The organism is bacterium, assembly GCA_035691305.1.
In the GTDB taxonomy this organism is placed as follows: domain Bacteria; phylum Sysuimicrobiota; class Sysuimicrobiia; order Sysuimicrobiales; family Segetimicrobiaceae; genus DASSJF01.
Genome location: DASSJF010000041.1, coordinates 68679 through 92424, shown reverse-complemented (window position 1 = coordinate 92424; position 23746 = coordinate 68679). Strand labels below are relative to the sequence as shown.

20 protein-coding genes are annotated in these 23746 nt (G+C 70.1%); 10 read left to right on the top strand and 10 right to left on the bottom strand.

The annotated features are described in order from the left end of the window. Positions 1-25: 25 nt before the first annotated feature. From VFL28_07860 to VFL28_07830, 7 genes are all read left to right on the top strand, one after another. Positions 26-1549: an aldehyde dehydrogenase family protein gene (locus VFL28_07860; protein HET7264568.1), complete on the top strand. Its 1524-nt coding sequence runs from the start codon at positions 26-28 to the stop codon at positions 1547-1549. A gap of 224 nt (positions 1550-1773) precedes the next feature. Then, positions 1774-2775: a PQQ-binding-like beta-propeller repeat protein gene (locus tag VFL28_07855; protein ID HET7264567.1), complete on the top strand. Its 1002-nt coding sequence runs from the start codon at positions 1774-1776 to the stop codon at positions 2773-2775. Beyond that, entirely contained in the window at positions 2775-3701 is a 927-nt protein-coding gene (locus VFL28_07850; protein ID HET7264566.1) for a proline dehydrogenase family protein, read from the top strand. Before VFL28_07855 ends, VFL28_07850 begins: the two co-directional genes overlap by 1 nt. 64 nt (positions 3702-3765) lie before the next feature. Then, a complete protein-coding gene (locus tag VFL28_07845; protein HET7264565.1) occupies positions 3766-4032 on the top strand; it encodes a hypothetical protein in 267 nt (88 codons plus the stop codon). After that, complete coding sequence (locus tag VFL28_07840) at positions 4033-4335, top strand: hypothetical protein (protein ID HET7264564.1); 303 nt, start codon at positions 4033-4035, stop codon at positions 4333-4335. 48 nt (positions 4336-4383) lie between these two features. After that, positions 4384-5619, top strand: coding sequence for an ABC transporter substrate-binding protein (locus VFL28_07835; GenBank protein HET7264563.1), 1236 nt, complete (start codon positions 4384-4386; stop codon positions 5617-5619). Then, complete coding sequence (locus tag VFL28_07830) at positions 5619-7307, top strand: M28 family peptidase (protein HET7264562.1); 1689 nt, start codon at positions 5619-5621, stop codon at positions 7305-7307. Before VFL28_07835 ends, VFL28_07830 begins: the two co-directional genes overlap by 1 nt. Here VFL28_07830 and VFL28_07825 read toward each other — a convergent pair. Continuing rightward, positions 7304-9070, bottom strand: coding sequence for a M28 family peptidase (locus VFL28_07825; GenBank protein ID HET7264561.1), 1767 nt, complete (start codon positions 9068-9070; stop codon positions 7304-7306). The genes VFL28_07830 and VFL28_07825 overlap by 4 nt on opposite strands. A 252-nt stretch (positions 9071-9322) precedes the next feature. Here VFL28_07825 and VFL28_07820 point away from each other — a divergent pair, with 252 nt between their 5' ends. Genes VFL28_07820 through nikC form a run of 3 tightly spaced genes read left to right on the top strand, consistent with a single transcriptional unit; the run spans position 9323 to position 12858 of the window. Next, entirely contained in the window at positions 9323-10960 is a 1638-nt protein-coding gene (locus VFL28_07820; protein ID HET7264560.1) for an ABC transporter substrate-binding protein, read from the top strand. A 28-nt stretch (positions 10961-10988) separates the two neighbouring features. Continuing rightward, on the top strand, positions 10989-11993 hold the full coding sequence (locus VFL28_07815; protein HET7264559.1) for an ABC transporter permease: 1005 nt from the start codon (positions 10989-10991) through the stop codon (positions 11991-11993). Beyond that, positions 11962-12858 (top strand): nickel transporter permease, encoded by an 897-nt coding sequence (nikC, locus tag VFL28_07810; GenBank protein ID HET7264558.1) that lies wholly within the window; start codon positions 11962-11964, stop codon positions 12856-12858. Before VFL28_07815 ends, nikC begins: the two co-directional genes overlap by 32 nt. On the opposite strand, the gene VFL28_07805 is transcribed toward nikC, so the two are convergent. From VFL28_07805 to VFL28_07765, 9 genes are all read right to left on the bottom strand, one after another. Then, positions 12797-13849 (bottom strand): arginase family protein, encoded by a 1053-nt coding sequence (locus tag VFL28_07805; protein ID HET7264557.1) that lies wholly within the window; start codon positions 13847-13849, stop codon positions 12797-12799. The genes nikC and VFL28_07805 overlap by 62 nt on opposite strands. Then, a complete protein-coding gene (locus VFL28_07800; protein ID HET7264556.1) occupies positions 13846-14508 on the bottom strand; it encodes an RraA family protein in 663 nt (220 codons plus the stop codon). The genes VFL28_07805 and VFL28_07800 overlap by 4 nt, the downstream gene beginning before the upstream one ends. 300 nt (positions 14509-14808) lie before the next feature. Continuing rightward, positions 14809-16395 carry a gamma-glutamyltransferase gene (locus tag VFL28_07795; GenBank protein HET7264555.1) on the bottom strand — a complete coding sequence of 529 codons (1587 nt, stop codon included), beginning with the start codon at positions 16393-16395 and terminating at the stop codon, positions 14809-14811. After that, positions 16392-18131, bottom strand: coding sequence for a gamma-glutamyltransferase (ggt, locus tag VFL28_07790; GenBank protein HET7264554.1), 1740 nt, complete (start codon positions 18129-18131; stop codon positions 16392-16394). Before ggt ends, VFL28_07795 begins: the two co-directional genes overlap by 4 nt. Before the next feature lies 1 nt (position 18132). Further along, positions 18133-18963, bottom strand: a complete 831-nt coding sequence (locus tag VFL28_07785) for an ABC transporter permease (GenBank protein ID HET7264553.1) — start codon at positions 18961-18963, stop codon at positions 18133-18135. After that, positions 18960-19877: an ABC transporter permease gene (locus VFL28_07780; GenBank protein HET7264552.1), complete on the bottom strand. Its 918-nt coding sequence runs from the start codon at positions 19875-19877 to the stop codon at positions 18960-18962. Before VFL28_07780 ends, VFL28_07785 begins: the two co-directional genes overlap by 4 nt. Before the next feature lie 5 nt (positions 19878-19882). After that, on the bottom strand, positions 19883-21481 hold the full coding sequence (locus VFL28_07775) for an ABC transporter substrate-binding protein (GenBank protein ID HET7264551.1): 1599 nt from the start codon (positions 21479-21481) through the stop codon (positions 19883-19885). Next, positions 21478-22857: a M28 family metallopeptidase gene (locus VFL28_07770; protein ID HET7264550.1), complete on the bottom strand. Its 1380-nt coding sequence runs from the start codon at positions 22855-22857 to the stop codon at positions 21478-21480. Before VFL28_07770 ends, VFL28_07775 begins: the two co-directional genes overlap by 4 nt. Beyond that, positions 22854-23729, bottom strand: a complete 876-nt coding sequence (locus tag VFL28_07765) for an ABC transporter permease (protein ID HET7264549.1) — start codon at positions 23727-23729, stop codon at positions 22854-22856. Before VFL28_07765 ends, VFL28_07770 begins: the two co-directional genes overlap by 4 nt. Positions 23730-23746: the final 17 nt, after the last annotated feature.

Here is a 23746-nt window from a genome sequence, read left to right as displayed (position 1 = left end):
CCGTCGCCCTGAAACCTTCGGCATCATGAAGACGCTCCTGGACAAGCTCAATCTACGCGACGTCAATCCCGGCGCCTGCACCGGCCCCGACGGCTGGCTCTCCGATCCGCGCGGGGAAACGCTCGTCTCGTACAACCCGGCCACCGGCGAGGCGATCGCCCGCGTCGTGCAGGCGACGGCCGCCACCTACGACGCGGTGGTCGGCGCCGCCGGGGAGGCGTTCCAAGCCTGGCGCGCGCTTCCCGCGCCGAAGCGCGGCCAAGTGGTACGCGACCTGGGCATGGCGCTGCGCGAGCTCAAGGAACCGCTCGGCGAGCTCGTGACGCTCGAAAACGGCAAGATCAAGGTCGAAGGCATGGGCGAAGTGCAGGAAATGATCGACATCTGCGACTTCGCCTCCGGCCTCTCCCGGCAGCTCTACGGGGTCACCACGCAGTCCGAGCGCGCGGGGCACCGGATGTACGAGCAGTGGCATCCGCTCGGCGTCGTCGGCATCATCACCGCGTTCAACTTTCCGGTGGCTGTCTGGTCTTGGAACTCCGCCATCGCGGCGGTCTGCGGCGACACGATGGTCTGGAAGCCCGCCTCGGCGGTACCGTTGACCGCCGTCGCCGTCCAGCAAATTACAAACCGGGTCTCCGCCGACCACGGCGTGCGCGGAGTGTTCAACCTCGTCATCGGCAGCGGCGACACGATCGGCGCGCGCATGCTCGACGATGCGCGCCTGCCGCTCCTCTCGTTCACCGGCTCGGTGCGGATGGGCCGGCAGGCCGCGGAACGCGTGGCCCGACGGCTCGGCCGCTCCATCCTCGAGCTGGGCGGGAATAACGCCGTCATCGTGACCGAGGACGCGGACCTCGACCTCGCGGTGCGCGCCATCGTGTTCGGCGCCGTCGGGACCGCGGGACAGCGCTGCACGACCACACGGCGGATCATCGCGCATCGCAGCATCGCCCCCGCCCTCGCGCGCCGACTGGTGAAGGCGTACGAACAGGTGACGATCGGCGACCCGATGGAAGAAGGCGTGCTGATGGGCCCGCTCCTCAACGAGGCCGCCGTGGATGCAATGATGGCCGCGCTCGAGACCGTCAAGGCCGAGGGTGGAGAGATCCTCACGGGCGGCCGCCGCCTCCCGGGAAAGGGGCGGTGCTTTGCCGCGCCCGCTGTGGTCCGGATGCCGCGGCAGACGCCGATCGTAAGGGAAGAAACGTTCGCGCCGATCCTCTATTTAATGGAATACGGGACGCTGGACGAGGCGATCGCCATCCACAACGAGGTACCGCAGGGCCTGTCGAGCGCGATCTTCACGACCAACTTGCTCACCGCCGAGCGGTTCCTCTCCACCGCCGGGTCGGACTGCGGCATGGCCAACGTCAACGTGGGCACGAGCGGCGCCGAGATCGGGCTCGGCTTCGGCGGCGAGAAGGAGACCGGCGGCGGCCGCGAGGCGGGTTCCGACGCGTGGAAGGCCTACATGCGGCGGCAGTCCAACGTGATCAATTGGTCTCGCGAACTCCCGCTCGCGCAAGGCATCAGGTTCGGCGACTGACGGCCGCGACCGGCGTCGAAAGGCCGGCGGCCCGCGGCGCCTCCCGGATCCGCGCCGCGTCCGCGGCGAACGGCGGGGTCATCGGCCGGCTCCTGCCGCGCGGCGTTCCGCCGCACCCGATGTCCGCATCAAACCTCGACCCGATGTTCCCGCCCGGGCGGCGGCGCTAGAGTGTAGGAAATGCCCGCGGACCGCGGGCGACGCGCAAAACATGGAGGACGCTCGTGCTTCGGCGGACATCGTGGGTCTATGCCCCTCTCATCACCCTGTTCGCGGCGCTGCTCGGCGCCGCACACGCCGGTCCGGCCGCCGACGAGGCCGCCGGTCTCACGGGCAATGTGCTCATCGCCGACGCGGACAACGACAGAATCATCGAGGTGACGCCCGACAAGCGTATCGTGTGGGAGTTCCCGCGGCCCGGCGATCTCGCGCCCGGCCAGACCTTCCTCGGCCCCGACGACGCGTTCTATACGCCGGGCGGCCGCACGATCATCACCAACCAGGAAGAAAACCACACGATCGCCATCATCGACTACGCGACGCGCAGGATCGTCTGGGAATACGGGCACGCCGGTCACCCGGGCAGCGCGCCGGGCTATCTCAATACGCCGGACGATGCCTACCAGCTCCCCGACGGCCGGGTGGTCGTCGCGGACATCAAGAATTGCCGTGTGCTGCTCTTCGATCCCCCGCCCGCCCACCGCATCCAGCGGCAGTTCGGCAGGACCGGCCGATGCGACGCCGCGCCGGGGCACTTCATGTCGCCGAACGGCGATACGCCGCTGCCGAACGGCCGTCTCCTCGTCACCGAGATCGGCCGGCACAGCGCCTCGGAACTCGACCTGGCGACCGGACAGATCGTCCGCCGGACCCCGTTGCCGGTCGTCTACGCATCGGACACGCAACTCACCCGCGCCGGTGAGTACTTGACGGTGGATTATGTGCATCCCGGCAAAGTGGTCGTCGTCTCCAGGACCGGCAAACTGCTGTGGTCGTACGCGCCGAAGTCCGGTCCGGGAGTTCTGAACCATCCGTCTCTCGCCGTCGAGCTGCCGAACGGCAACATCCTTCTGAACGACGACGACAACAACCGCGTCATCATCCTCAACCGGCAGACCAAGCGGATCGTCTGGCAGTATGGCGTGACGGGGGTCGCGGGCCGGAAGCCCGGCTACCTGAAAGACCCCGACGGCGTCGACCTCAAGCCGGCGTCGTTCGGACGCTAGTGCCGCAGGCATCCCTCCTCCGGCACGCGCTGCTGGCCGCGGCCCATTCGCCCCGGCTGGCGGCGGCGGCGCACCGGCACGGCGGCCGGATCGGCGTCTGGCGGTTCGTCGCCGGCGAGTCGCTCGACCAGTGCGTCCCCGTGCTGCGGCGGCTCAACGGCGACGGACTGCTCACGAACACGACGGTACTCGGCGAAGGCGTCACGGACGCCGGCGTCGCGGAGTCGATCGTGAACCAATACATGGCCGTGCTGGACCGGATCGACGGCGAACGGCTGCAGACCAACATCGCCGTCAAGCTGACGAACCTCGGGCTCGAGTTCGGCGAAGACGTCGCCTACCGCAATGCCGCGCGGCTCGTCGAGCACGCCGCGCGGTACGCCAACTTTGTCCGAATCGACATGGAGGAGTCCCGGTACGTCGACGCCACGCTGCGAATCTACCGCCGGCTGCGGGAGTCCGGCCACGATCGCGTTGGCGTCGTGCTCCAATCGTACCTCTACCGCAGCGAGCGCGATCTCGTGGATCTCCTCCCGCTCGCGCCCAACGTGCGTATCGTGAAGGGCGCGTACCTCGAGCCGGCGGGCGTGGCCTATCCACGCAAGGCCGACGTGGACCGCGCCTACGTGCGGCTCGTCGAAAGCGCGTTGAGCGCGCAGGCGTACACCGCGGTCGCGACCCACGACGACCGGATCATCCGCCGCACCGTTGAGTTTGTAACGCGCCGGGCCATTCCGCCGGCCGCGTTCGAGTTCCAGATGCTGCTCGGCGTGCGTCCGCGGCTGCAGCTCGACTTGGCCCGGCAGGGCTATCGTGTCCGCGTGGCGGCGCCGCACGGCCCGGAGTGGTATCCGTACCTGATGCGGCGCCTCGCGGAGCGCCCCGCGAACGTCCTGTTCGTCGCCCGCAACCTTCTGCGGCAGTAGGGTCCGCCGGCGCGCCGCCGAAAGTCTGTACGGCGATCCGCCTACACGCGTACGGAGGTCTCGCATGCCCCCCGAGCAGGCGCACAAAACGAGCCGTCTCGACCCGCCGGATCCGGCCGCGCTGCCCGAGCCGGTCCGCCGCATGTTGGATGAAGAGACGCGGCGGTTCGGCACCCCGCTGAACACGACGACGGTGTGGACACACCACCCCGCGCTGCTGACCGCGTACAAGGCGTGGAGCAAAGCGATGAGCGAGGCGGCGCTGATCCCGCCCGGCCTCAAGTACCTCGTCTACGTCAGGGTCGCGTCGCTCAACGGCTGCCCGTTCTGAGTGGACATCAACACCGCCTCGGGACAGGCGGCCGGCATCGACGATGAGAAGTTCGCGCACCTCGCCGGCTACGCGGCCAGTCCGGTGTTCACGCCGGTCGAACGGCTGGTCCTCGCGTACGCGGACGCGGTGACGATCACCGGACGCGACACGACGGATGAGCTGTTCGCCGCGCTGCGCGGGCAGTTCTCCGCCGACCAGCTCGTGGAGCTGACGGCGCACATCGCGTTCGAGAACTTCCGCAGCCGCTTCAACCACGCGTTCCGCATCGAAGCACAGGGATTCTGCAGCGTGCCGAGGTAGAACGTGCCGTCGAAGAGGTAAGTCCACGGGGTCCGAGGTGACTGGTTGATGCGGCGCATCGCGGCAGCCGTACTTCTCCTTGCGTTCACGGCGGGGATGCCCGCCGCCGGCCAAGGGCGGTCGATCGTCGTCGGCGCCATTTATCCCGTCGAGGGGCCGCAGGCGGCGCCGGGAGCGGGCGTCGACGAGTACCACGGCCTGCTCCTCGCCGCGGCCTACGTCAACGCGCACGGGGGCATCGGGGGCCGGGCGGTCCAAATCCGGCTCGCGTCCGCGCCGTCATCGGACGCGGCGCCCGACGCGGTCGAGCAGCTGGCGGAGAGCGGCGTTGCCGTCATGGCCGGCACCTACGGGAGCGTCATCGCCCGGCCGGGCGCGGCGGCCGCCGGACGGCTCGGCGTCGTCTACTGGGAGACCGGCGCGGTCGGCGAGATCCCCGCGGAAGCCCGGCCCGGCGCGCATTTCTTCCGCGTCGCCCCGAGCGGCGGCGTGCTCGGCCGCGAGGCCGTCGCCTTCGTGCGCGATCGACTCGCGCCGCGCCTGCACCGGCCGGGCCCGCTTCGCTATACGGTCGCCTACGTGAACGACGCGTTTGGCCGGTCGGAGGCCCGGGGGGAAATCGCGGAGATCCACCGATCGGGGCTGCCGCTCGCCGCGGGTCTCCCGTTCGATCCGTGGCACGTCGACTACGCCGCCCTCACCCGCGAGATCGCGGACGCCCGGACCGATGTGCTCATCGTCGGGGCCTACATGGAGAACGCGGTGGCGCTGCGCCGGGCGATCTTGAAGGCGCGCGTGCCGCTCGCCGTCAACATCGGCGGCTGCTCGGCCTACATCATGCCGGAGTTCGGACGGCGGCTCGGCACGGGCGCGGTCGGCGTCTTCTCCGCCGACAAGACCGGCGATCTGCTCCCCACTCGGGCACTCACGCCGCATGCGGCACAGGCCCTCCTCTGGGCGCGGCAGACCTTCCGGGAGCGGTACGGCCATCCGCTGTGGGAGCCCGCGCTCTCGGGCTTCACCGGCGGCCTGGCGCTCTTCGAGGAGGTCTTGCCGCGGGCGCGCGACCTCTCCGCAGCCGGGATCGCGGAGGCGGCGCGCGCCGCAAACCTGCCCGCGGGCGCGCTGCCCAACGGGGCGGGACTCCGGTTCGGCGCGCCCGGGACGGCCGCGGCGGGAGAGAACCTGCGCGCGTCGAGCGTGATCTGGGAGTGGATCGCCCCCAACACGCGCGCGCTCGTGTGGCCGCCGCAGTTTGCCACCCACGCGATCGTGCTCCCGTAATGGCGCACGTCATAGGATCCGCTGCGGACGAGGTTTCGCAGCCCAACCTCGTCGAGCACAACCGGCAGCTCGCACGCTGGACGCGGCTCTCCTCCAACGAAGATGAATACCGTGCCTCCGAGTACGCGGAAGCGCAGCTCCGTGCGTTCGGCTACCGTACGCAGATCGTCGTGCACGACGCCTACATCAGCCTGCCCGGCCCTGCGGCCCTGCAGGTCACGCTGCCCGCGGCGCGCGAGGTCTTCTGCATCACGCACTCGATGGGACGCCCCACCGGCCCCGAGGGCGTCGCCGCGGATCTCGTCGACGTGGGCAAAGGCCGCCCCGAAGACTACGCGCGCGCCGGCGCCGCCGGGAAAATCGCGCTCGTCGACGACCTCGCGACGCCGGAGCAGGCCGTGCTCGGCTCGCAGGTCGGCGTCGCCGGGCTCATCTTCGTCAGCGGCCGGCACGCCCACGAGATGTGCGTCTCGCCCGTGTGGGGCAACCCCGCCCCGAGCACCGCCGGCACCTTGCCCACCATTCCGATGCTCTCGGTGCACCAGGCGGACGGCCGGGCGCTGCAGCGGCTCTGCACCGAAGGACGGACCGCCGTCCGGTTGACGGCCGAAGTGCGAACCGGATGGACCAAGACGCCGATCGTGCTCGCCGACCTTGCCGCGGGCCACCCCGACGCCGACCCGGGGACGTTCGTGCTGTTCTCAGGGCACCTGGACGGCTGGCACCTCGGGGCGATGGACAACGGCAGCGCGAATGCGACGACGCTGGAAGTGGCCCGCGTGCTCGCCGGGCGGCGCTCCGTGTGGCGGCGAGGCATGCGCGTGGCGATGTGGTCGGGCCATTCGCACGGGCGGTATTCCTCGTCGGCCTGGTACGCCGACAACCACTGGTTCGACCTCGCGGAGCACTGCGTCGCGCACGTCAACATCGACTCGGTGGGCGGCGCCGGAGCCGACCGTTTCGTAACGAACTCGATGCCGCAGACCGCGGGCCTGGGCGTATGGGCGGTGCGGCAGATCGCGGGCGCGGCACTCACGCCGAAGCGGGTAGGCCGGGACTCCGATCAGTCGTTCCTCGGCATCGGCATCCCGTCGCTCTTCGGCTCGCTCTCACACCAAGAAGACGGCAGCCTCGGCTGGTGGTGGCACACGCCGCACGATACGCTCGACAAGATCGATCCGGAGCGGCTCGTGCGGGACGCGAAGATCTTCGCGCTCGCCCTCGAGCGGCTGCTCGCGGACCCGGTGCTTCCGCTCGACTACGCCGCCGCGGCCGCCGACCTGCGGAACGAGTTGCGGACGCTCGCCGCGGAAGCGGGACCGTCCGTCGACCTGACGGCGGCTATTTCGGCCGCCGGACGCCTCGAGGAACTGTGCGGCCGGTTGGCCGGCACGGCGGGCGGCGCCGCGGCCACGCAGGCCCACGCGATCAACGCCTGCCTCGCCCGGCTCGGACGGACGCTGATCCCCGCGACGTACACCGTCGCGGGCTCCTATGCCCACGACCCCGCGCTCGACACCGTGTTTCTACCGCGGCTCGCCGCGGCCAAACGCCTCGCCGGACTGCCGCCGGACGGCAACGAGGCGAAGTTTCTCCGCGTCGACCTTGTCCGCGGCCGCAACGCCGTGCTCGACGCGCTGCGGACCGCCTGCTGGATCGTCGAAAGCTGTCTGGCGTCGGCCGCCTAGGCTTCCACGACCTCCCGCGCCTGCTCGAGCGCCCAGACCAGGCGGTTCTGGCCGCGGGTCAGGTGCGCGCGCAGGATGCCCTCCTGGGCGGTGTTCCCGGCCGCCCGCGGGGCGGACAGTGCCGGCGCGAGATCCGGGAGCGGCGGCACGTTGACCGCCGGATCGTGCCAGAAGGCCGGCATCCGGCCGTAGTTCACCGGGATCAAGAGGCGGCCGAGGCGCCGCTGTGCCGCGTTGAAACGCCGCACCGCCGCGGCCTTGGCCGTCCCCCGCCCGGGCGCCTTTCCGTAGAATCTCTCGAGCGAAGATCGCAGCGCGTCGAGCGCCGCCCGGGCGGGCGCGAAGTCGAACTGGTCCCCGGCCGCCTGGCTGTATCGCCCGAGCGTCTCGCGGAACTCGGCCGCCGTCCGCGTCCAGTCGAGAGGATGCACCGGAGCGTTCAGCACGCGAAGCACCGTTGCCGCGTACACCCGCATGTCCCGCAGCAGGTTCTCTTTGTCGGCGATCTCCATCGTATCGTCCTCGGTGTGCCAGGCGATGTTCCCGCCGCACCCGCCGACGGCGTAGTACTGCTTGGCGGCGCGGTCCTCTTCCGACATCGTCGAGCTCAGCATGTAGAACGACGACAGCCCGATGTCGTTGAAGGAGTAGTCGCCGGCGCGCGGCGGGCGCTCCGGCTCGGGGGTGATGTTGGCGACGGCGCGGATCGTCGCCTCCACCAGCGGAACGGTCTCGCTCATGGCGGTCAGGTGATTGAACGTCGTCGCCCACCGGCAGCCCGGCGAGTCGCAGTTGACCTGCGCCACCCCGCCGCGCGCCAGCTCCACGGCATGGGCGTCGCTGTACCACGTCGAGCCGGCGTACCGGCCGTGGGAATGGCCGGACCACCACGCGATTCGCAGCGTTCGCGCGAGCCGCCGGCGGTGCCGCCAGAAGACGCGCGCCATCTCCAAGAGCGTTGCGTCGCCGGTCGCGTTGTCGCCCACGCCGTAGTGCCAGCCGTCGAGGTGTCCGTGCAGCAGCACGAACTCGTCGGGCGCCTGCCGGCCCTCGATCTCCGCGACCAGCACAGGGATCCGCCGCCAGCCGGTGTCGAGCTGGGTGGCGACCGACGCGCGGGCCTCCTGCTGGGCGGCGCGGATGAGCGCCTGCCCGTCGGGGTTGTTGACGGCGACCACCGGAATCGAGGGCTGCCGCGGCGCCGAGTCGAGATCGGGCGCGCCCCAGATCGTCGTGCAGATGCCCTCGTGGATGTTCCGGCCGGGGTTCACGAAGATGCCGGCGAGCGCGCCGGCCGCCATCAGGTCCCTCACCTTCCCCGGCGACGCCATGCCCTCGGTCAGCACGATCTTGCCGGCGACGCGGGCGCCGCCGAACTCGACGCCGCTCGAGAACACGTCGTAGGCGCTGTCCGCGCTCGCGCCCGGCACGTAGACGAGCTCGCCGGCGACGTCCTGCCCGTTCGTGGACACGGACATCGCCGGCGTCTTCGCGCGGTAGACGGTCCCGCTGCACCGGACGCTCGACGGACCGGGGATCGAGATGAAGCACATCGGCTCGTGCAGTTGGTGCGGCACGCCCCATTTGTCCAGGTGACCGATCAGGATCTCGAACGCGCGGCGCTCCTCGGGCGAGCCGGAGAGCCGCACGAGCCTCGAGAAGTCCTGGACGACCCGCCAGGGCACCTTCAGCGAGACGCCGTCGAGCACGCGCCCTTCAAGGACGGCGTCGCTCCACCCCGTGATCTCAGCCGTACCACTCATCGCTCCGCCTCCTTCAGGTTCAGCGCGGATTCGAGCGATCACGTCGGCCGCCCCGAACGCCGCGGCGACGATCGCGTGCCTCTGAGAGACCGCCGATAAGTGCAGGGTTGAGCAACTTCGGTGTGTTCCGGCGGCCCCCCTCTCCCGACGGAGGACCGCGCCGTCCCACCGCGAACCTCCCGAGGCACATCCGCGTTACACCCATCACCGGAGCTTTACGAACCACGAGAACGACTGGGGAGGCAAAGTCGCATGGCGCAATCTGGCTCGCGGTCTGGGATATCTCGTCGTTCGTTCCTCAAGGCAGCCGGACTCGGCGCGGCCGCGGTCGGTTCCGGCGCCGCCGGGGCCCGGGAGTTGCTCCGCCCGACCCCGGCGGCCGCCGCCGGCGTCGGCCCAACCACGCTCGTCGTGGCGCAGGACACCTCGGTGCAGACGTTCGATCCGAACATCGTCTACGACAACACGGTCCGGATCACGCGCGGCGTCTACGAAGGCTTGGTGACGCTCAAGGGCGGGACCGCGCAGATCGTGCCGGCCCTCGCGACCTCGTGGGAAAGCACGCCGGACGCCAAGCACTGGACGTTTCGGCTGCGGTCCGGCGTCAAGTTCCACGACGGGACGGCGTTCACGTCGGCGGCCGTCAAGAGCACGGTCGAGCGGCTGATCAAAATCAACCGCGGCATGGGCTACGCGTACAAGGGCGTCGTGGACACGATCGACACACCCAATCCGCTGACGGTGCGCTTTAACCTGACCGGCCCCGACGCCGCATTTCTGTCGAAGCTCGCGGCGATCTCCGGTGCCTTGATGGTTAGCCCGGCCGCGGTCGCCGCGCACGCCTCCGGAACCGACATGGGCCAGGGCTGGCTCGCCGCGAACGACGCGGGCACCGGCCCGTACCGCATCGCGAGCTACGACAAAGGCGCGGGGCAGGTCGTACTCTCGGCGTTCCCGGACTATTGGGGCGGCTGGCAGGGCAATCACGTGCGGACGGTGATCTACAAGATCACACCGGAGGCCTCGACGCAGCGCCTCATGCTCGAGCGGAGCGACGCCGACATCCTGACCGTCGTCGCGCCCGACATCATCGACGCGCTGGCCAAGGAGCCCGGCATCAAAGTGGCGTCGTTCCAGACCCAGCGCATCTTCTACATCGCGATGCACTGCCAGCGCGCGCCGCTCAACGACATGAAGATCCGGCAGGCGCTGTCGTACGCGTTCGACTATGAGAGCGCGAAGAGCCTGATCTTCAACGGCAACCTGGCGCCCCTGTACGGCCCGCTGCCGCCGAGCGACCCGTCGCATCTGTCGGCGTCCGACAAACCGTACAAGTTCGACATGGCGAAGGCCAAACAGCTGCTGAGCGAGTCGAGCAAGCCCAACGGCGGCTTCACGCTGAGCCTGTTCCTCTTCCAGGGCGATCCGACGTTCCAGAAGGCCGCGGAGATTCTCCAGAACTCGCTCAAGACGCTCAACATCACCCTCAACATCCAGTCCATGACGTCGTCGGTCCTGCTGGAGAAGGCCGGGAAGCCGGAGACCGCGCCGGACCTCCTACCGGTCCGCAACTATCCCGACTACGCCGACCCGTCGTCGATGCTCGACGCCACCTTCGGCCGGGACGGGTGGGGCACCGCGGGATGGAACTTCAGCTTTTACGCGAACGACAAGGTCGAATCGCTGATGAAGCAGGCCAATCAGATCACGGACCAAGGCAAGCGCGTCGCGCTGTTCCGCGACGCCCAAAAGGTCGTGGTCCAGGAGGCGGGGGCGATCCTGATCGGCACGCTCGTCAACCGCGTGCCGATGCGCGCGAACGTCCAAGGCTACAGCTACAACCCGTGGCTCGGCAACACGTTCGACGTGTACGCGATTTCGAAGACGTAGCGTTCCGTCCTAGCCCCGCGGAGGGGCCGTGGCCGCCTACGCGCTGAGAAGGCTCGCCCTGATCCCGCCCTTGCTGATCGGGGTGAGCCTTCTCCTTTTCGTGCTGACGCATCTCGTGCCGGCCGACCCGGCGAAGCTGATCGCCGGCGAGCACGCGGGCCCTGAGGCCGTCGCCGCCGTGCGGCACGCGTTTGGCCTGGACCTGCCGCTTCCCCAACAGTACCTCATCTACGTTGGGAAGCTGGCCCGCGGCAACCTCGGGGTGTCGATGCTCACCAACACCCCGGTCCTCAGCGATCTGCTCGCGTACTTCCCCGCCACGATCGAGTTGACGGCGGCGGCGATGTTTCTGACCGTCGTGCTCGGCGTGCCGCTCGGGATCATCTCCGCGGTCAAGGCCGGCGGCCCGATCGACCTCGTGGCGCAGGTGCTCAGCGTCAGCGGGCTGTCGTTCCCGATCTTCTTCTTCGGCATTCTGCTGCAGCTGGTCTTCGTACGGGCCCTCGGCTGGTTTCCGCTCTCCGGCCGGCTGGCGATCACCGCGGCGCCCCCGGCCCACGTCACCGGCCTGTACGTCGTGGACAGCCTGCTGACCGGCAACCTCGGCGACCTCTGGAGCGCCGTCCGACACCTCGCGCTGCCGAGCCTTACGCTCGCGCTCACCTCGCTCGCGCCGACGGTGCGCATCACCCGCTCGACGATGATGGAGGCACTGTCGCAGGACTACATCCGCACGGCGTGGGCGAAAGGCCTCGTGTCGTCGCGCGTCTTCATCCACCACGGCCTGCGCAACGCGCTCATCCCAGTGATCACGGTGCTCGGGCTCTACACGAGCGGCCTCCTCGGCGGGGTGTTCCTGGTGGAACTGATCTTCGACTGGCCGGGCGTCGGGCTGTACAGCGTGAACGCGATCACGGCGTTCGACTACTCCGCGATCATGGGGACGTCGCTGCTACTGACGCTCACCTTCGTGCTGGTCAATCTCGGCGTGGACCTCTTGTATGCTGTCGTCGACCCGCGTATCCGCTACTAAGCCCTCGGCGGGGCACGGCACGACCTACCTGCGCCGTTCCTTTCGCCTGCTCGCCCGCATCCCGTCGGCCTGGATCGGCACCGTGATCGTCGCGCTGCTGGCGGCGGTGGCGCTCGCCGGTCCCGCGGCGGCGCCGTATGACCCGTTCCACATCTCCGCCGCCGACAAGCTGCGCCCGCCGTCGCCGGTCCACCCGTTCGGCACGGACGACCTCGGCCGCGACCTGCTGAGCCGCGTGCTGACCGGCGCCCGCATCTCGCTCGCCGTCGGCGTGGTCGTGCTCATCCTCGCCATGGTCGTGGGGGTGGGCCTCGGTCTCATCGCGGGGTACTGGGGCGGTTGGATGGACGAGATTCTGATGCGGACGACCGACGTGTTCCTTGCCTTCCCGCGCCTCGTGCTGGCGATCGCCATCGCGGCGACGCTGGGCCCCGGCCTGTCCAACAGCGTGGTCGCGATCGCGCTGTCGTGGTGGCCGTGGTATACGCGGCTCGTGCGCGGACAATTGCTCTCTCTACGAGAGCAGGAGTACGTCCTGGCCGCCGTCTCGCTCGGCGCCGGCCGGCCCCGTATCCTCCTGCAGCACCTGCTTCCGAACGTCGGGACCACGGTCGTGATCCAGGCGTCGATCGACATCGGCTTCGCGATCCTGGCGACCGCGAGCCTCAGTTTTATCGGCCTCGGCGCGCAGCCGCCCACCCCGGAGTGGGGCGCCCTCATCGCGCAGGCGCGCAGCTACATGGTCGACGCCTGGTGGTACCCGACGTTTCCGGGGCTCGCGATTTTCCTGGCGGTCCTCGGCTTCAATCTCCTCGGGAACGCGATCCGCGACGCCTTCGACCCGCGTCTGCGGTCCGTGGCGTAGCGGACCGCGGCGGAGCGCCGCCGTCGAAGATCGCGGCGAGCGTATCGAGTAGAAGGCGCGCCGCCGTCCGCGACGTGATCTCCGCCCAATCGTAGGGCGGCGAGACCTCGACGAGATCGACGCCCACGATCGTGCACCGCCCTGCGACCGCTCGAACCGCCTCGCGCATCTCCGCGAAGGTAAGACCGCCCGGCTCGGGCGTTCCCGTGCCCGGGGCCATGGCGATGTCGAGGCCGTCGATGTCGAGCGTGAGGTAGCAGCGTACGCCGGCGGGCACGGCCGCCGCCGCGGCGCCCGGGCCGCCCCGGCGCAGCTCCGAGGCGCTTACCGTGCGAATGCCGTACCGCCGACCGGCCTCGAGCGTATCGGTGTACTTCTGCAGGCTGCGCAGGCCGATCTGGGTGATCCCGGTGACAAACGGCAGCTCGGAGGCCCGCCGCGTCACGTTGCCGTGGCCGAACCGCACGCCGTGGCGCTCGTCGTTGAAGTCTTGATGGCTGTCGAACTGCACGATGTGCAGCGGCCCGCCGCGGGCGAACGCGCGGATCGCCGGATAGGTCACGGCGTGGTCGCCGCCGACCAGCACGGGGAAGCTGCCCGCCTCGAGGATCGCGCGAACGCCCGCGGTGATGCGGTCCAGGTTCTCCGTAAGGTGGGTCGGGGTGATCCGCACGTCGCCCCAGTCGGCCATCGAGACACCGCGGAGGATCCACCGGCCGGCGTCGAGATCGTACCAGCCCTCGGCCGGCGCGGCGCGTCCGTCGTCGCGCGCGTACTGCCACCAGGCCGAGGCGGCGCGCACCGCGTCGGCACCGAACCGGGTGCCGGGCCGCAGCGTTGTGCCGAGATCGAACGGCGCCCCGAGGAACGCGAGGTCGGTGCGCCCGCCCGCCGGGTCACGAGGCGGGCAGCCGAAGAACGTGTGGTGGCGAACCCGAAGTCCCGGATCCGCCGAGGCGTGCGCGTTCGCGCGCGGGCGGCGTCGCGTCACTTCGGGTAGATGATCGGCATCATGCCGATCATCTCCGCGAGCCCTTCCCCGCGCCCCATGCGGGTCCGCAGGTCGGCTTCCTTCTTCTCGATCGCCTGCACCGCCGCGACCACCGCGGCGAGCCGCGCCCGCGGCACCACGACCACGCCGTCGTGCGCGGCGAGGACGACATCGCCGGGATGGACCGGCACGCCCCCGCACACCACCGGCAGTTGGGTCGCCCCGAGCCGCCGGTTCGAGCCCACGCGGGGCGTCACCGTCCGCGCGAACACCGGGAACTTGAGCGCCTCGAGCGCTTCGGTGTCGCGTACCGCACCATCAACGACGAGCCCGGCGATGCCGCGGTTGCGCGCTTCGGTCGCCATCAATTCGCCGAACAGCGCTCCGAGGTGCGAGCCGCCGCCGTCCGCGACGATGACCGAGCCTTTCGGGGCCTCGAGCAACGCCTTGTGGACGGTGATGATGCTCTCCGGCAGGCACCGGGCCGTGAACACCGGCCCCACGACGCGCGCGCCCTTCCAGACCGGCTTGATCCCCGGATCCATGGTATTCATCGTGCTCTGCGCGTCGCTGACCCACGCCGGCGAGGCCTTCTGCAGCACGGCGATCGCCTCGGCCAGCTCCCCGGTCGCGGCGTAGAGCGTCGCGGTTTCGTCCATCGGTCGGCTCCCTTCTACACCACCAGCCTGAGCCGCGGGTCCAACGCATCCCGCAGGCCGTCGCCGAGCAGATCGAACCCCATCACGGTAAGGAAGATCGCGAGGCCGTGGAAGAACGGAATCCACGGCGCCACCAGGAGATATTCGCGGCCGCGGGTCAACATAACTCCCCGGTCGGCCCTCGGCGGTTGCACCCCGATGCCGAGAAAACGTGGCCCCGAGATGGTCAGGCTCGAGTACACCGACAGCGGGCTGACGACGTCAGGCCGGCTGTGCCGGGGGCGCCGGTCCGCGGCGCCGTCACGGCACCTGCGCGAACCCGCTTCCCCCGCGCGGATCCGGACCTGGGTGCATCGTGCCCGTCGGGTCGATCAACACGGCCTGAACTCGCGCGACCTGCTGCGTCCGGCGCACGTCGTAGCCGCGGCGGCCGAGGTCGCGCACCGTCGCCTCCGGGTAGGCGTCCCCCTCCACGAAGACGATGTCCGCCTCCTCGGAATGGCAGCGGGGCGCGGCCACCGCGTCGCGCGCGGTCATGCCGCGCTCCACGATGTTGAGGATGGTCTGGAAGACCGCGGTGTTGATGCGGCTGCCGCCCGCCGCGCCGATACCGAGCCAGGGCCGCCCGGCGCGGTACAGCACCGCCGGCGTCGTGCCGACGCCGCGCTTGCCGGGCACGATCGAGTCCCACCGGTTCGGCAGCGGATTGTAGTGTCCGAGGAAGTTGTTGTACAAGAAGCCGAGGCCCGGCGTGACCACGCCGGACCCCGCGCCGGAGCCGAGCGAGTGCGTGAAGCTGACCACGGTGCCTTCGTCGTCCGCGGCGGTCAGATGCGTAGTCCCGGGATCGGCGCCCCGCCGCTCCGCCTTGATGCGCTCGCGGACCTCGCCGGCATGGAGGCGCGAGGTGAGCTCGTGAAGCCGGTGGTGCGCGACGAGATACGGCGGGTCGAGTTTGAGCGGCACGTGCTCGCCGAACGTCACCCGCATGATTGCCGTGACGAGCTCGACGTAGTCAGGACCCAACGGATCGAGCCGCGCCAGGTCGAGGCCGTCGGCGACCTGCAGCATCTCGAGAACGTGCGCCGTCCCGCACGGCACCGGCGGGCCGGCGATCTCGCAGTCGCGGTACATGCCCACCAGCGGCGGGATCGGCCCGGCGCGGTACCCGGACAAGTCGTGCGGGGCGATCAATGACGCACGGCGTTCTAGATCCGCCGCGATCTCGCGGCCGAGCGCGCCCGTGTAGAACTCCTCCGGCCCGCCGTCCCCGATCCGCTCGAGGGTGCGCGCATAGTCGGGCTGCCCGAACCGCTCACCTTCCCGGTGGGGCCGCCCGTAGACGCGCGCGGCTTCCGGCGACCGCGCAAACTTCGCCGCCCGGCTCGGCAAACCCGGCGCGTCGTCGTCGCGGCCCCACATGCCGGCGAGCGTAGCGCCGACCGCGAACCCTTCCCGCGCCAGGCGCAGGGCGGGCTCCACGAGGCGACGCCACGCCACCCGGCCCGATCCGTAGCGCCGCCAGAGTTCGGCGTACCCGCGCACCACGCCCGGCACCATGATCGACTTGTAGCCCGCCTGATTGTCCTCGCTCTTGATGACGAACCGGCCGTACGACTCAAGGCGGCCGATGTACTCGTCGGCCCACGAAGCCGGCGGCGGCACGGAGCCGATCGCGGCGTAGCAGTCGAGCACGGTCCGTTCGGCCGTCGGGCCGTGGTGGACGGCGGCGATGCCCATGCCGCCAAGCCCGCACATGAACGGGTTCACGACGCCCTGGGCGAACGCCGTCGCCACCGCGGCGTCCGCCGCGTTGCCCTCCAGGAGAACCTCCCGGCCCGCCTCCGCTGCAAGGGGCTCGGCGCAGACGATCATGCCGTTCATCATTCCACCCCCGCCGCGCCCGCGTCGCCAAACTGATCCGTGCCGGCGGCGAGCTCACCGTCCGCGTCGATCACGATCGCGTTGATCCGCGAGAACACCGGTCTCGCGTACCTGGGCGTCACGATCGAGACCGTGTGGCCGATCCGCGCAAGACGGTCCGCGGTCTCCGTCCCCAGGCGGCCGTCGACCTGGCTCGCGTCCCCCTCGTTGTGCACGCGCGGCGCCTCCACGGCCCGCTGGACGTCCCAACCGCGGTCGAGGAGGTTGACGAGGATCTGCGCGACTCCGGTGATGATCTTGGTGCCCCCGGCGCCCCCGACGGCCAGGAGCGGCCGGCCGTCCCCGCGGAGCACGATCACCGGCACCCCGTTGTGAACGGACCGCTTCCACGGCGCGATCGATCGCAACTGTCCCGGCACGGGGTTGAAATTGTGCATGCAACTGTTCAGCAGAATGCCCGTACCGGGCACCACGACGCCGGACCCGAACGCGTCGATGATCGACTGGGTCATCGACACCACGGTCCGCTCGCCATCCACCACGCAGAAGTGCGTCGTCTCGTGTTCGACGGCGGGCGCCCGCCACGACGCGTGGCGCGACGGCGGAAGCGCGCCGTCGCGCGCTCCGTCAAACGGCCAGGGATCCGCCGGATCCAGCGGATCCACGCTGCGGTCCGGCGACAGCGCGCGGCCGCGCGCGGCCGCGAACGCCTTCGACGCCAGGCCCGCGTACGGGACCGGCGTGAACGCGGGGTCGTCGATCACCGCGAGCCGGTCGCGGAACGCCGCCCGAAACACCTCCAGCAGCAGGTGCAGATACCGCGGATCGAAGGGCTCGAACGCCGCCGTGTCGATGCTTTCGAGAAGGTTCAGGATCTGCAGCAGTGTGACGCCGCCGGTCGCCTCCGGAACCGTCAGAATGTGATAGCCGCGATACGTACCGGCGAGCGGGCCCGCCCAGACGCGCGGCCGAAACTCCGCCAGATCCCGCCGGGTGACGAGCCCGCCGCCGCGGACCATCTCCGCGTCGATCGCGCCGGCGATCTCGCCCGTGTAGAATTCGTCCGGCCCGCGTCCGGCGATGCGCCGCAGCGTGCGCCCGAGATCGCGCTGGACCAGCCGTTCGCCCGGCGCGGGGGCGGCGCCGCCGGGAAGAAAGACGGCCGCGGCGGCCGGATACCGCGCGAGCTTGCCGCGGTGCTGCGCGATCGCCGCCGCGAGCGCCACACTCACGTCAAAACCGTCCTCCGCCAACGTAATCGCGGGCTCCAGCACGGCGGCCAGCGGCAGGCGGCCGAACCGGCCGTGGGCCAGCGCGATCGCCCCGAGCACCGCCGGCACGGCGACGGCGCGATGCCCGATAATGTTGGCCTGTCCAACGACGGGGACTTCGGGCCCCCAACCGGGGTTCGGGCGCTCGCGCACGTCGGCGACTTCGAACATGTCGGGTGTCGCCGCCCGCGGCGCCCGTTCATGGCCGTCGATCACGGCGGTCTCTCCGGACGCGCCGAAGCGGATGACGAGGTAGCCGCGGCCGCCGAGCCCGCTCATCGCCGGCTCGACTACGCCCACCGCGAACGAAACGGCCGCGGCCGCGTCGATCGCGTTGCCGCCCCGCGCGAGTATCGCGGCGCCGGCCTCCGCGGCGAGCCGGTGGTTGGACGCCACCATGCCGCCGCGGGACCGCAATTCCGGGACCGTACAGCGCACGTCCGCCGTGGTCACAACCCGGGACGGCATCTCAGATTCGCAGGCGCGGGTCCAGGACGTCCCGCAGCCAGTCCCCCGTGATGTTGACCGCCAGCACGACCAGCATGATCGCGATCCCGGGCGCCGTCGCGATCCACCATCCCCGCTCGAGATAATCCCGCCCGTCGGCCAGCATCCGTCCCCAGGACGGCACCGCGGGCGGCACGCCGAGACCCAGGAAACTCAAGGACGCTTCGGTGATGATCGCGCCGGCCAGCGTGAAACTGGCGACGACAATCATCGGCCCGAGCGTGTTCGGTAGAATATGTCGCCGGATGATCGCCCACGCGGGCGCGCCCATCGCGCGGGCCGCTTCGACGAACTCGCGCTCCCTGAGCCCGAACACGACGCCGCGCTCGATCCGCGCGTACGCGACCCAACTCACGATGCCGATAACCAGGATGATCTTGCCGAGCCCCGGACCCAGCACCGCCATAATGCTGACGTACAGGAGAATGGACGGGAACGCGAGCTGGATCTCGGCCACCCGCATGATCACGTCGTCGACGCCGCCGCCGAGGTAACCCGCGAGCGTTCCGAGGCCGATGCCGATCGTTCCGGAAATCGCGACGGCGCAGAGGCCCACGATGAGGGAGATCCGCCCCCCGTAGATGACCCGGCTCAGGACGTCTTCGCCCAGCGTGTCGGTGCCGAGCGGATGCCGCCACGTGCCGCCGAAGAGCGCCGGCGGCGTGAGCCGGTCCCCGAGCGAGACCGCGCCGGGATCGTACCGCGACAGTTGGCCCGCGAACACCGCCGTGGCGGCCAGCAGGCCCAGGACGCCGAGCGCCGCGAGGACGGACGGCGGGACGCGGGCGCTCATGCGAACCGCACGCGCGGGTCGATCCACACGTAGAGCAGGTCGACGCACAGGTTCAGGGTGACGAACATGACCGCCAGGAGGAACACGGCGGCCTGCACGAGCGGAAGATCCTTGCCCTGAATCGCCTGGAGGACGAGGCGCCCGACGCCGGGCCAGGCGAAGATCGTCTCTGTAATCACCGCCCCGCCGAGCAGCCCGCCGAACTGCAGCCCGAGCACCGTGATGACGGGCACGAGCGCGTTGCGCAACGCGTGGCGCACGAGCACCCGCCGTTCCGCCAGGCCCTTGCTCCGGGCCGTCCGGAGGTAGTCGGTGTACAGGACGTCGAGCATCGCCGAGCGCGTGATCCGCGCCGTGTAGGCGAGCGAGAAGAGCCCGAGCGTCAGGCCCGGCAGCACGAGGTGGGCGAGCCCGCCGCGGCCCGCCACCGGAAACCATCCCAACCACACCGAGAATACGAGCACGAGCAGCAGGCCGAGCCAGAACACCGGCATGGACTGGCCGAGCAGCGCGAGTCCCATGGCGCCCCGGTCGAGGGCGGTGTTGCGGTGCATCGCCGCCTGCATGCCGAGCGGAATGCCGACCGCGATCGTGATCGCCATCGCGGTCCCGGCGAGCTCGAGCGTCGCCGGCACCCGCACGATGATCAATTGAAACACCGGCTGCTGCTGCCGAATGGACATCCCGAAATCACCGCGGACGGCGTGCGTCACGAACGTCCCGTACTGCTCCAACCACGGCCGGTCGAACCCCATCTGGTGACGAAACTCGTCGACCTGCTGCCGGGTCCAGTTCTCGCCGGCCATCACCATCGTCGGGTCGCCCGTGAGAAACATCATCCCAAAGGCCAGGACGGAGACGCCGAAAACGACGACCACGGTCTGGGCGATGCGCCGGGCGACGTACGCGGTCATCGGGATTACGTGTAGCGGACGTCCCCTTCACCCGGCAGCCAGAACTCCAGCCGGTCGCCCCCGCCCGAATCTTGCCAGGTGACGCGCCGGTTGACGCCGGACGCGCCCGGCTCGATCCACAGGTTGATCCAGGGCGCCTCCTCGACGAACAGCGCTTCCATCTGAAACGCCAGTTTCTTTTGCTGCGCCGGATCGAACGTCGAGCTGAGCTGCTTGTAGAGCGCGTTGAATTTCGGGCCGTTCTCCGTGGATGTCACCCACTTCGTCTGGTCCCAGATCTGCCCGGTAGTCACGATGCTCAGATCCTCCGGGCCGTTGAACCGGGAGCCGAGGCCCAGCAGGTACAGGTCGTCCATGCCCTTTGGGCTGCGCATCTTGTCGGTATACACCGACCAGTCGAGCGGGGCCGCATCGGCCTTGAGGCCCACGTTGCGGAGATAGCCGGCCACCGCCCGGGCCGCGTCCTCGCCCTTGAGGTAGCGGCCGACCGGGACGTAGATGCGTATCGGCTCGTTCATCGGGAACTTCGCCTCGGCGAGGAGCGCCTTCGCCTTCTGAGGGTTGTACTCGAAGGGATGCAGCGCCGGATTGCGCCACACGTCGGCGGCCACAAGCACGGTGGAGACCGGTTTGGGCCCCAACTGGCCGAGCAGCCCTTTCGCGAGACCGTTGTAGTCCACCGCGGACGACAGCGCGTACCGCACCCGGCGGTCGTGGTAGCGCGCGACGTCGCAGGGAAAGCCGATGTGCACCCGCCGGCTGCCCGGCGCGGTCGAGACGCGCAGGCGGTCGACCCGCTGGATGATCGGGATGTCGTCCGGATCCAGGTGGGTTGCGATGTCGCCCTCGCCGCGGATCAGGCTGTTGAGCCGCGTCGCCTTCTCCGGCACCGGACGCCACCGGTACTCCCGGACGTGCGGGGCCCCCCGCCAGTATCCGTTGTTGGCGACCATCGTCAGGTGGTCGCCCTTGACCCACTCGCTCACGGTCCACGGGCCGGTGCCCACCGGCGCGACCGCGGTGCGCTGCGGCGGCGTGGATGAGTAGTAGTTGGGCTCCAGCATGTAGAGGAAGTACAGAAACACCGGAAAGATCACGTTCGGCTCGCGCAGCACGATGTCGACCGTCTTCGCGTTGACGATGTTGACCCGCACCACGCCCGAGCGCGACGGGAACGGATCGTTGAGCCCCTGCGCGCGCATCTTCGGATCGAGCGTCCGGTCCACGGTAAATTTGACGGCCTCCGCGTTGAGCGGCCGGCCGTTGGAGAACTTGATGCCGTCGCGCAGGACGGTCCGCCAGGTCACCTTGTCGTCGAGGACGCGCAGCGACTCGGCGAGGAAGGGCACCACGTTCATGTTGCGGTCGTAGGCGGTCAGTCCTTCGACCACGTTGCTGAGCACGTTGGCCATGATCCCGGACTCGCCGAACTGCGGATCGAGCGTCTCCGGATCGACGCCCTGCATCACCACGACCGCCGGATTCGCCGCGGCGACCGCGGGGCGCCGCCACGGCGCGAGCAGGCCGCCGGCGCCGAGTCCGAGCCCGCCGGCCGCCGCCTGTCCGATCAGCCGCCGACGGGTGATCCGTCGTGCGTGCTTCATATGTCCATCCTCCTTTTCGTCCGGGGCTCGAGATTCCACTCCGACAGCCACGCGGCGACCTCTTCGGGCCGCGCGTGCCGTCCCGGCCAATCCCGGTTTGTCATGTACAGCAGCAGGCGCGCGACCAGCAAGGCCACGGTGCGGAGCGAGCGACGGGAGATCTTGTCGAGTGAGTCCGCCGCCGTGTGCGGCCACCCGAGATTCGCCAGCGACATCCCCAGATCGAACAGCCACGCGCAGGGCACGCCGCGCAGGAGAAACGGGTGCATGTCGGAGTTGGGCGTGATCCAGACGTCGACCGGGAAGTCCTCGCGCATTTCGCGGCCGAGGCGGCGGAAGAACGGAATGAGCTCCGGCCATCCCTGAAGGCCGACGCCCTTGTGGGGATCGCCGAAACCGGCGCCGTCGACGTTCAGCATGAAATCGACGGCGCCGAGGCCGCCGGCGTGCGCCTCCGTGTACGCGTACGCGCCCTGCAGCCCGCCTTCTTCGAGACCGAAGAACGCGAACCGGACCGTCGTGCCGAGGAGCGGCGCGTGCTTCGAGAGGGCGCGCGCCACTTCCAGCAGCACCGCCGCGCCCGACGCGTCGTCGACCGCGCCCGGGCATCCGATCAGCGTGTCGTAGTGCGCACCAACCAGGATCACCCGGTCCCGACGGCGCGGGCCCGGCATGTCGCCTACGATGTTCCAGGACGTCCCCGGCGAGACCTTGCCGGCCGTGCGCAGCGTCGCGCGGACCGGTCCGCGCGCCAGCAGGCGCAGGATCTCCGCTCCCGCTTCCCGCGTCAGGCTCAGGCCGGGAATCGGCGGCGGTCCGTCCGCGCTCAGGCTGTACGTCTCGGGCAGCAGCCCGCCTTCGTGCCGCATGTAGAGGAAGCCGCGGGCGCCGCCTTCGACGGCCCGCAGGTATTTCTCGCGGCGGCACGTGCGCGGGCGGTGCGAATACGCCGGACAGCGGCTCGTCACCAGCACGATGCGGTCCGCTACGCGGTCCGCGTAGGCCGCGTACTGCGCCGGGGTCCCCTCCTCGACGAAGCCGATCTCCGCCGTCACCTCGGTGTCCACGTTCATCGGCAAATTGACGCCGGAAATCGCGCGGCGCTCCGGGCTGTGGATGATGAGCTCCGCGGACCCCGCCGACCAATGCATGCACGGAAACGGCTCCGCCCGCGCGGCGACGCCGTAGCGCTCAAGCGCCGCGAGCAGGTAGTCGCGGGCACCCGCCTCGTCGGGATGCCCCGCGTACCGGCGCGGGAAACGGTCCACCAGGGCCTCGCAGTGCGACCAGGCCTCGTCGCTCGTCCAGACGTCGCCGATCAGTTGGCGGTCGGCCGCGCGGATCGCGTCGTCCGGCGTCAGAGGTAAACCCGTCATGTCTCCACCCGCAGTCTGGGATCGAGATAGTCGCGCAACCAGTCCCCCAGCACGCTGACGCCGAAAACGGTGAGGCTGAGCGCGAGTCCGGCAAACGTCGACGGCCACCACGCGCGGCGGATGTAGTCCATCGACGTCGCAATCATCTGGCCCCAATCCGGGGTGGACGGCGGGAGGCCCAGTCCGAGAAAGCTCAACGACGACGCGGTGATGATGAACACGGCGATCGAATACGTCGAGATGACCACCACCGGCGCGAGCACGTTCGGAAGGATGTGCCGGCCGAGGATCCACAGGTGGCTCGATCCCAGGGCGCGCGCCGCTTCGACGTACTCTGTCCGGCGCTGGGACAGGACCTGCGCGCGGACCACCCGCGCGTGGATGACCCATCCGGCGACACCGAGGATCGCCACCATGTTGAACAAGCCCGGCTTCACGACGGCGAGCGCGCTGATGTACAGCAGAATCGACGGGAACCCCAACTGGATGTCGACGAGACGCATGATCACGGCGTCCAGCGCGCCGCCGAAATAACCGGAGCACAGGCCAAGCGGCACGCCGAGCCCGGCCGCGATCAACGCGGCGCCGAAACCGACCGTGAGGCTGATCCGTCCGCCGTAGACGATGCGGATCAGAACATCGCGGCCGAGGCCGTCCGTCCCCAGCAGATGGGCCGGCGTTCCGCGCGGCATCCACACCGGCGGCAGCAGCCGGTCCGGCAGGCTGGTCGCCGTCGGATCGATAGGAGACAGGAATGGCACGAGCGCGGCCAGGGCGGCAAGGAGCAGGAGAATGACCGCGCCCGTGAGCGTGAGCCGGTCCCGGATCAGCCGCGCCAGCAGTTCGGCGGCCGCGCCGCGGCCCGCAGGCACCCGGAGGGCCGGCCGGC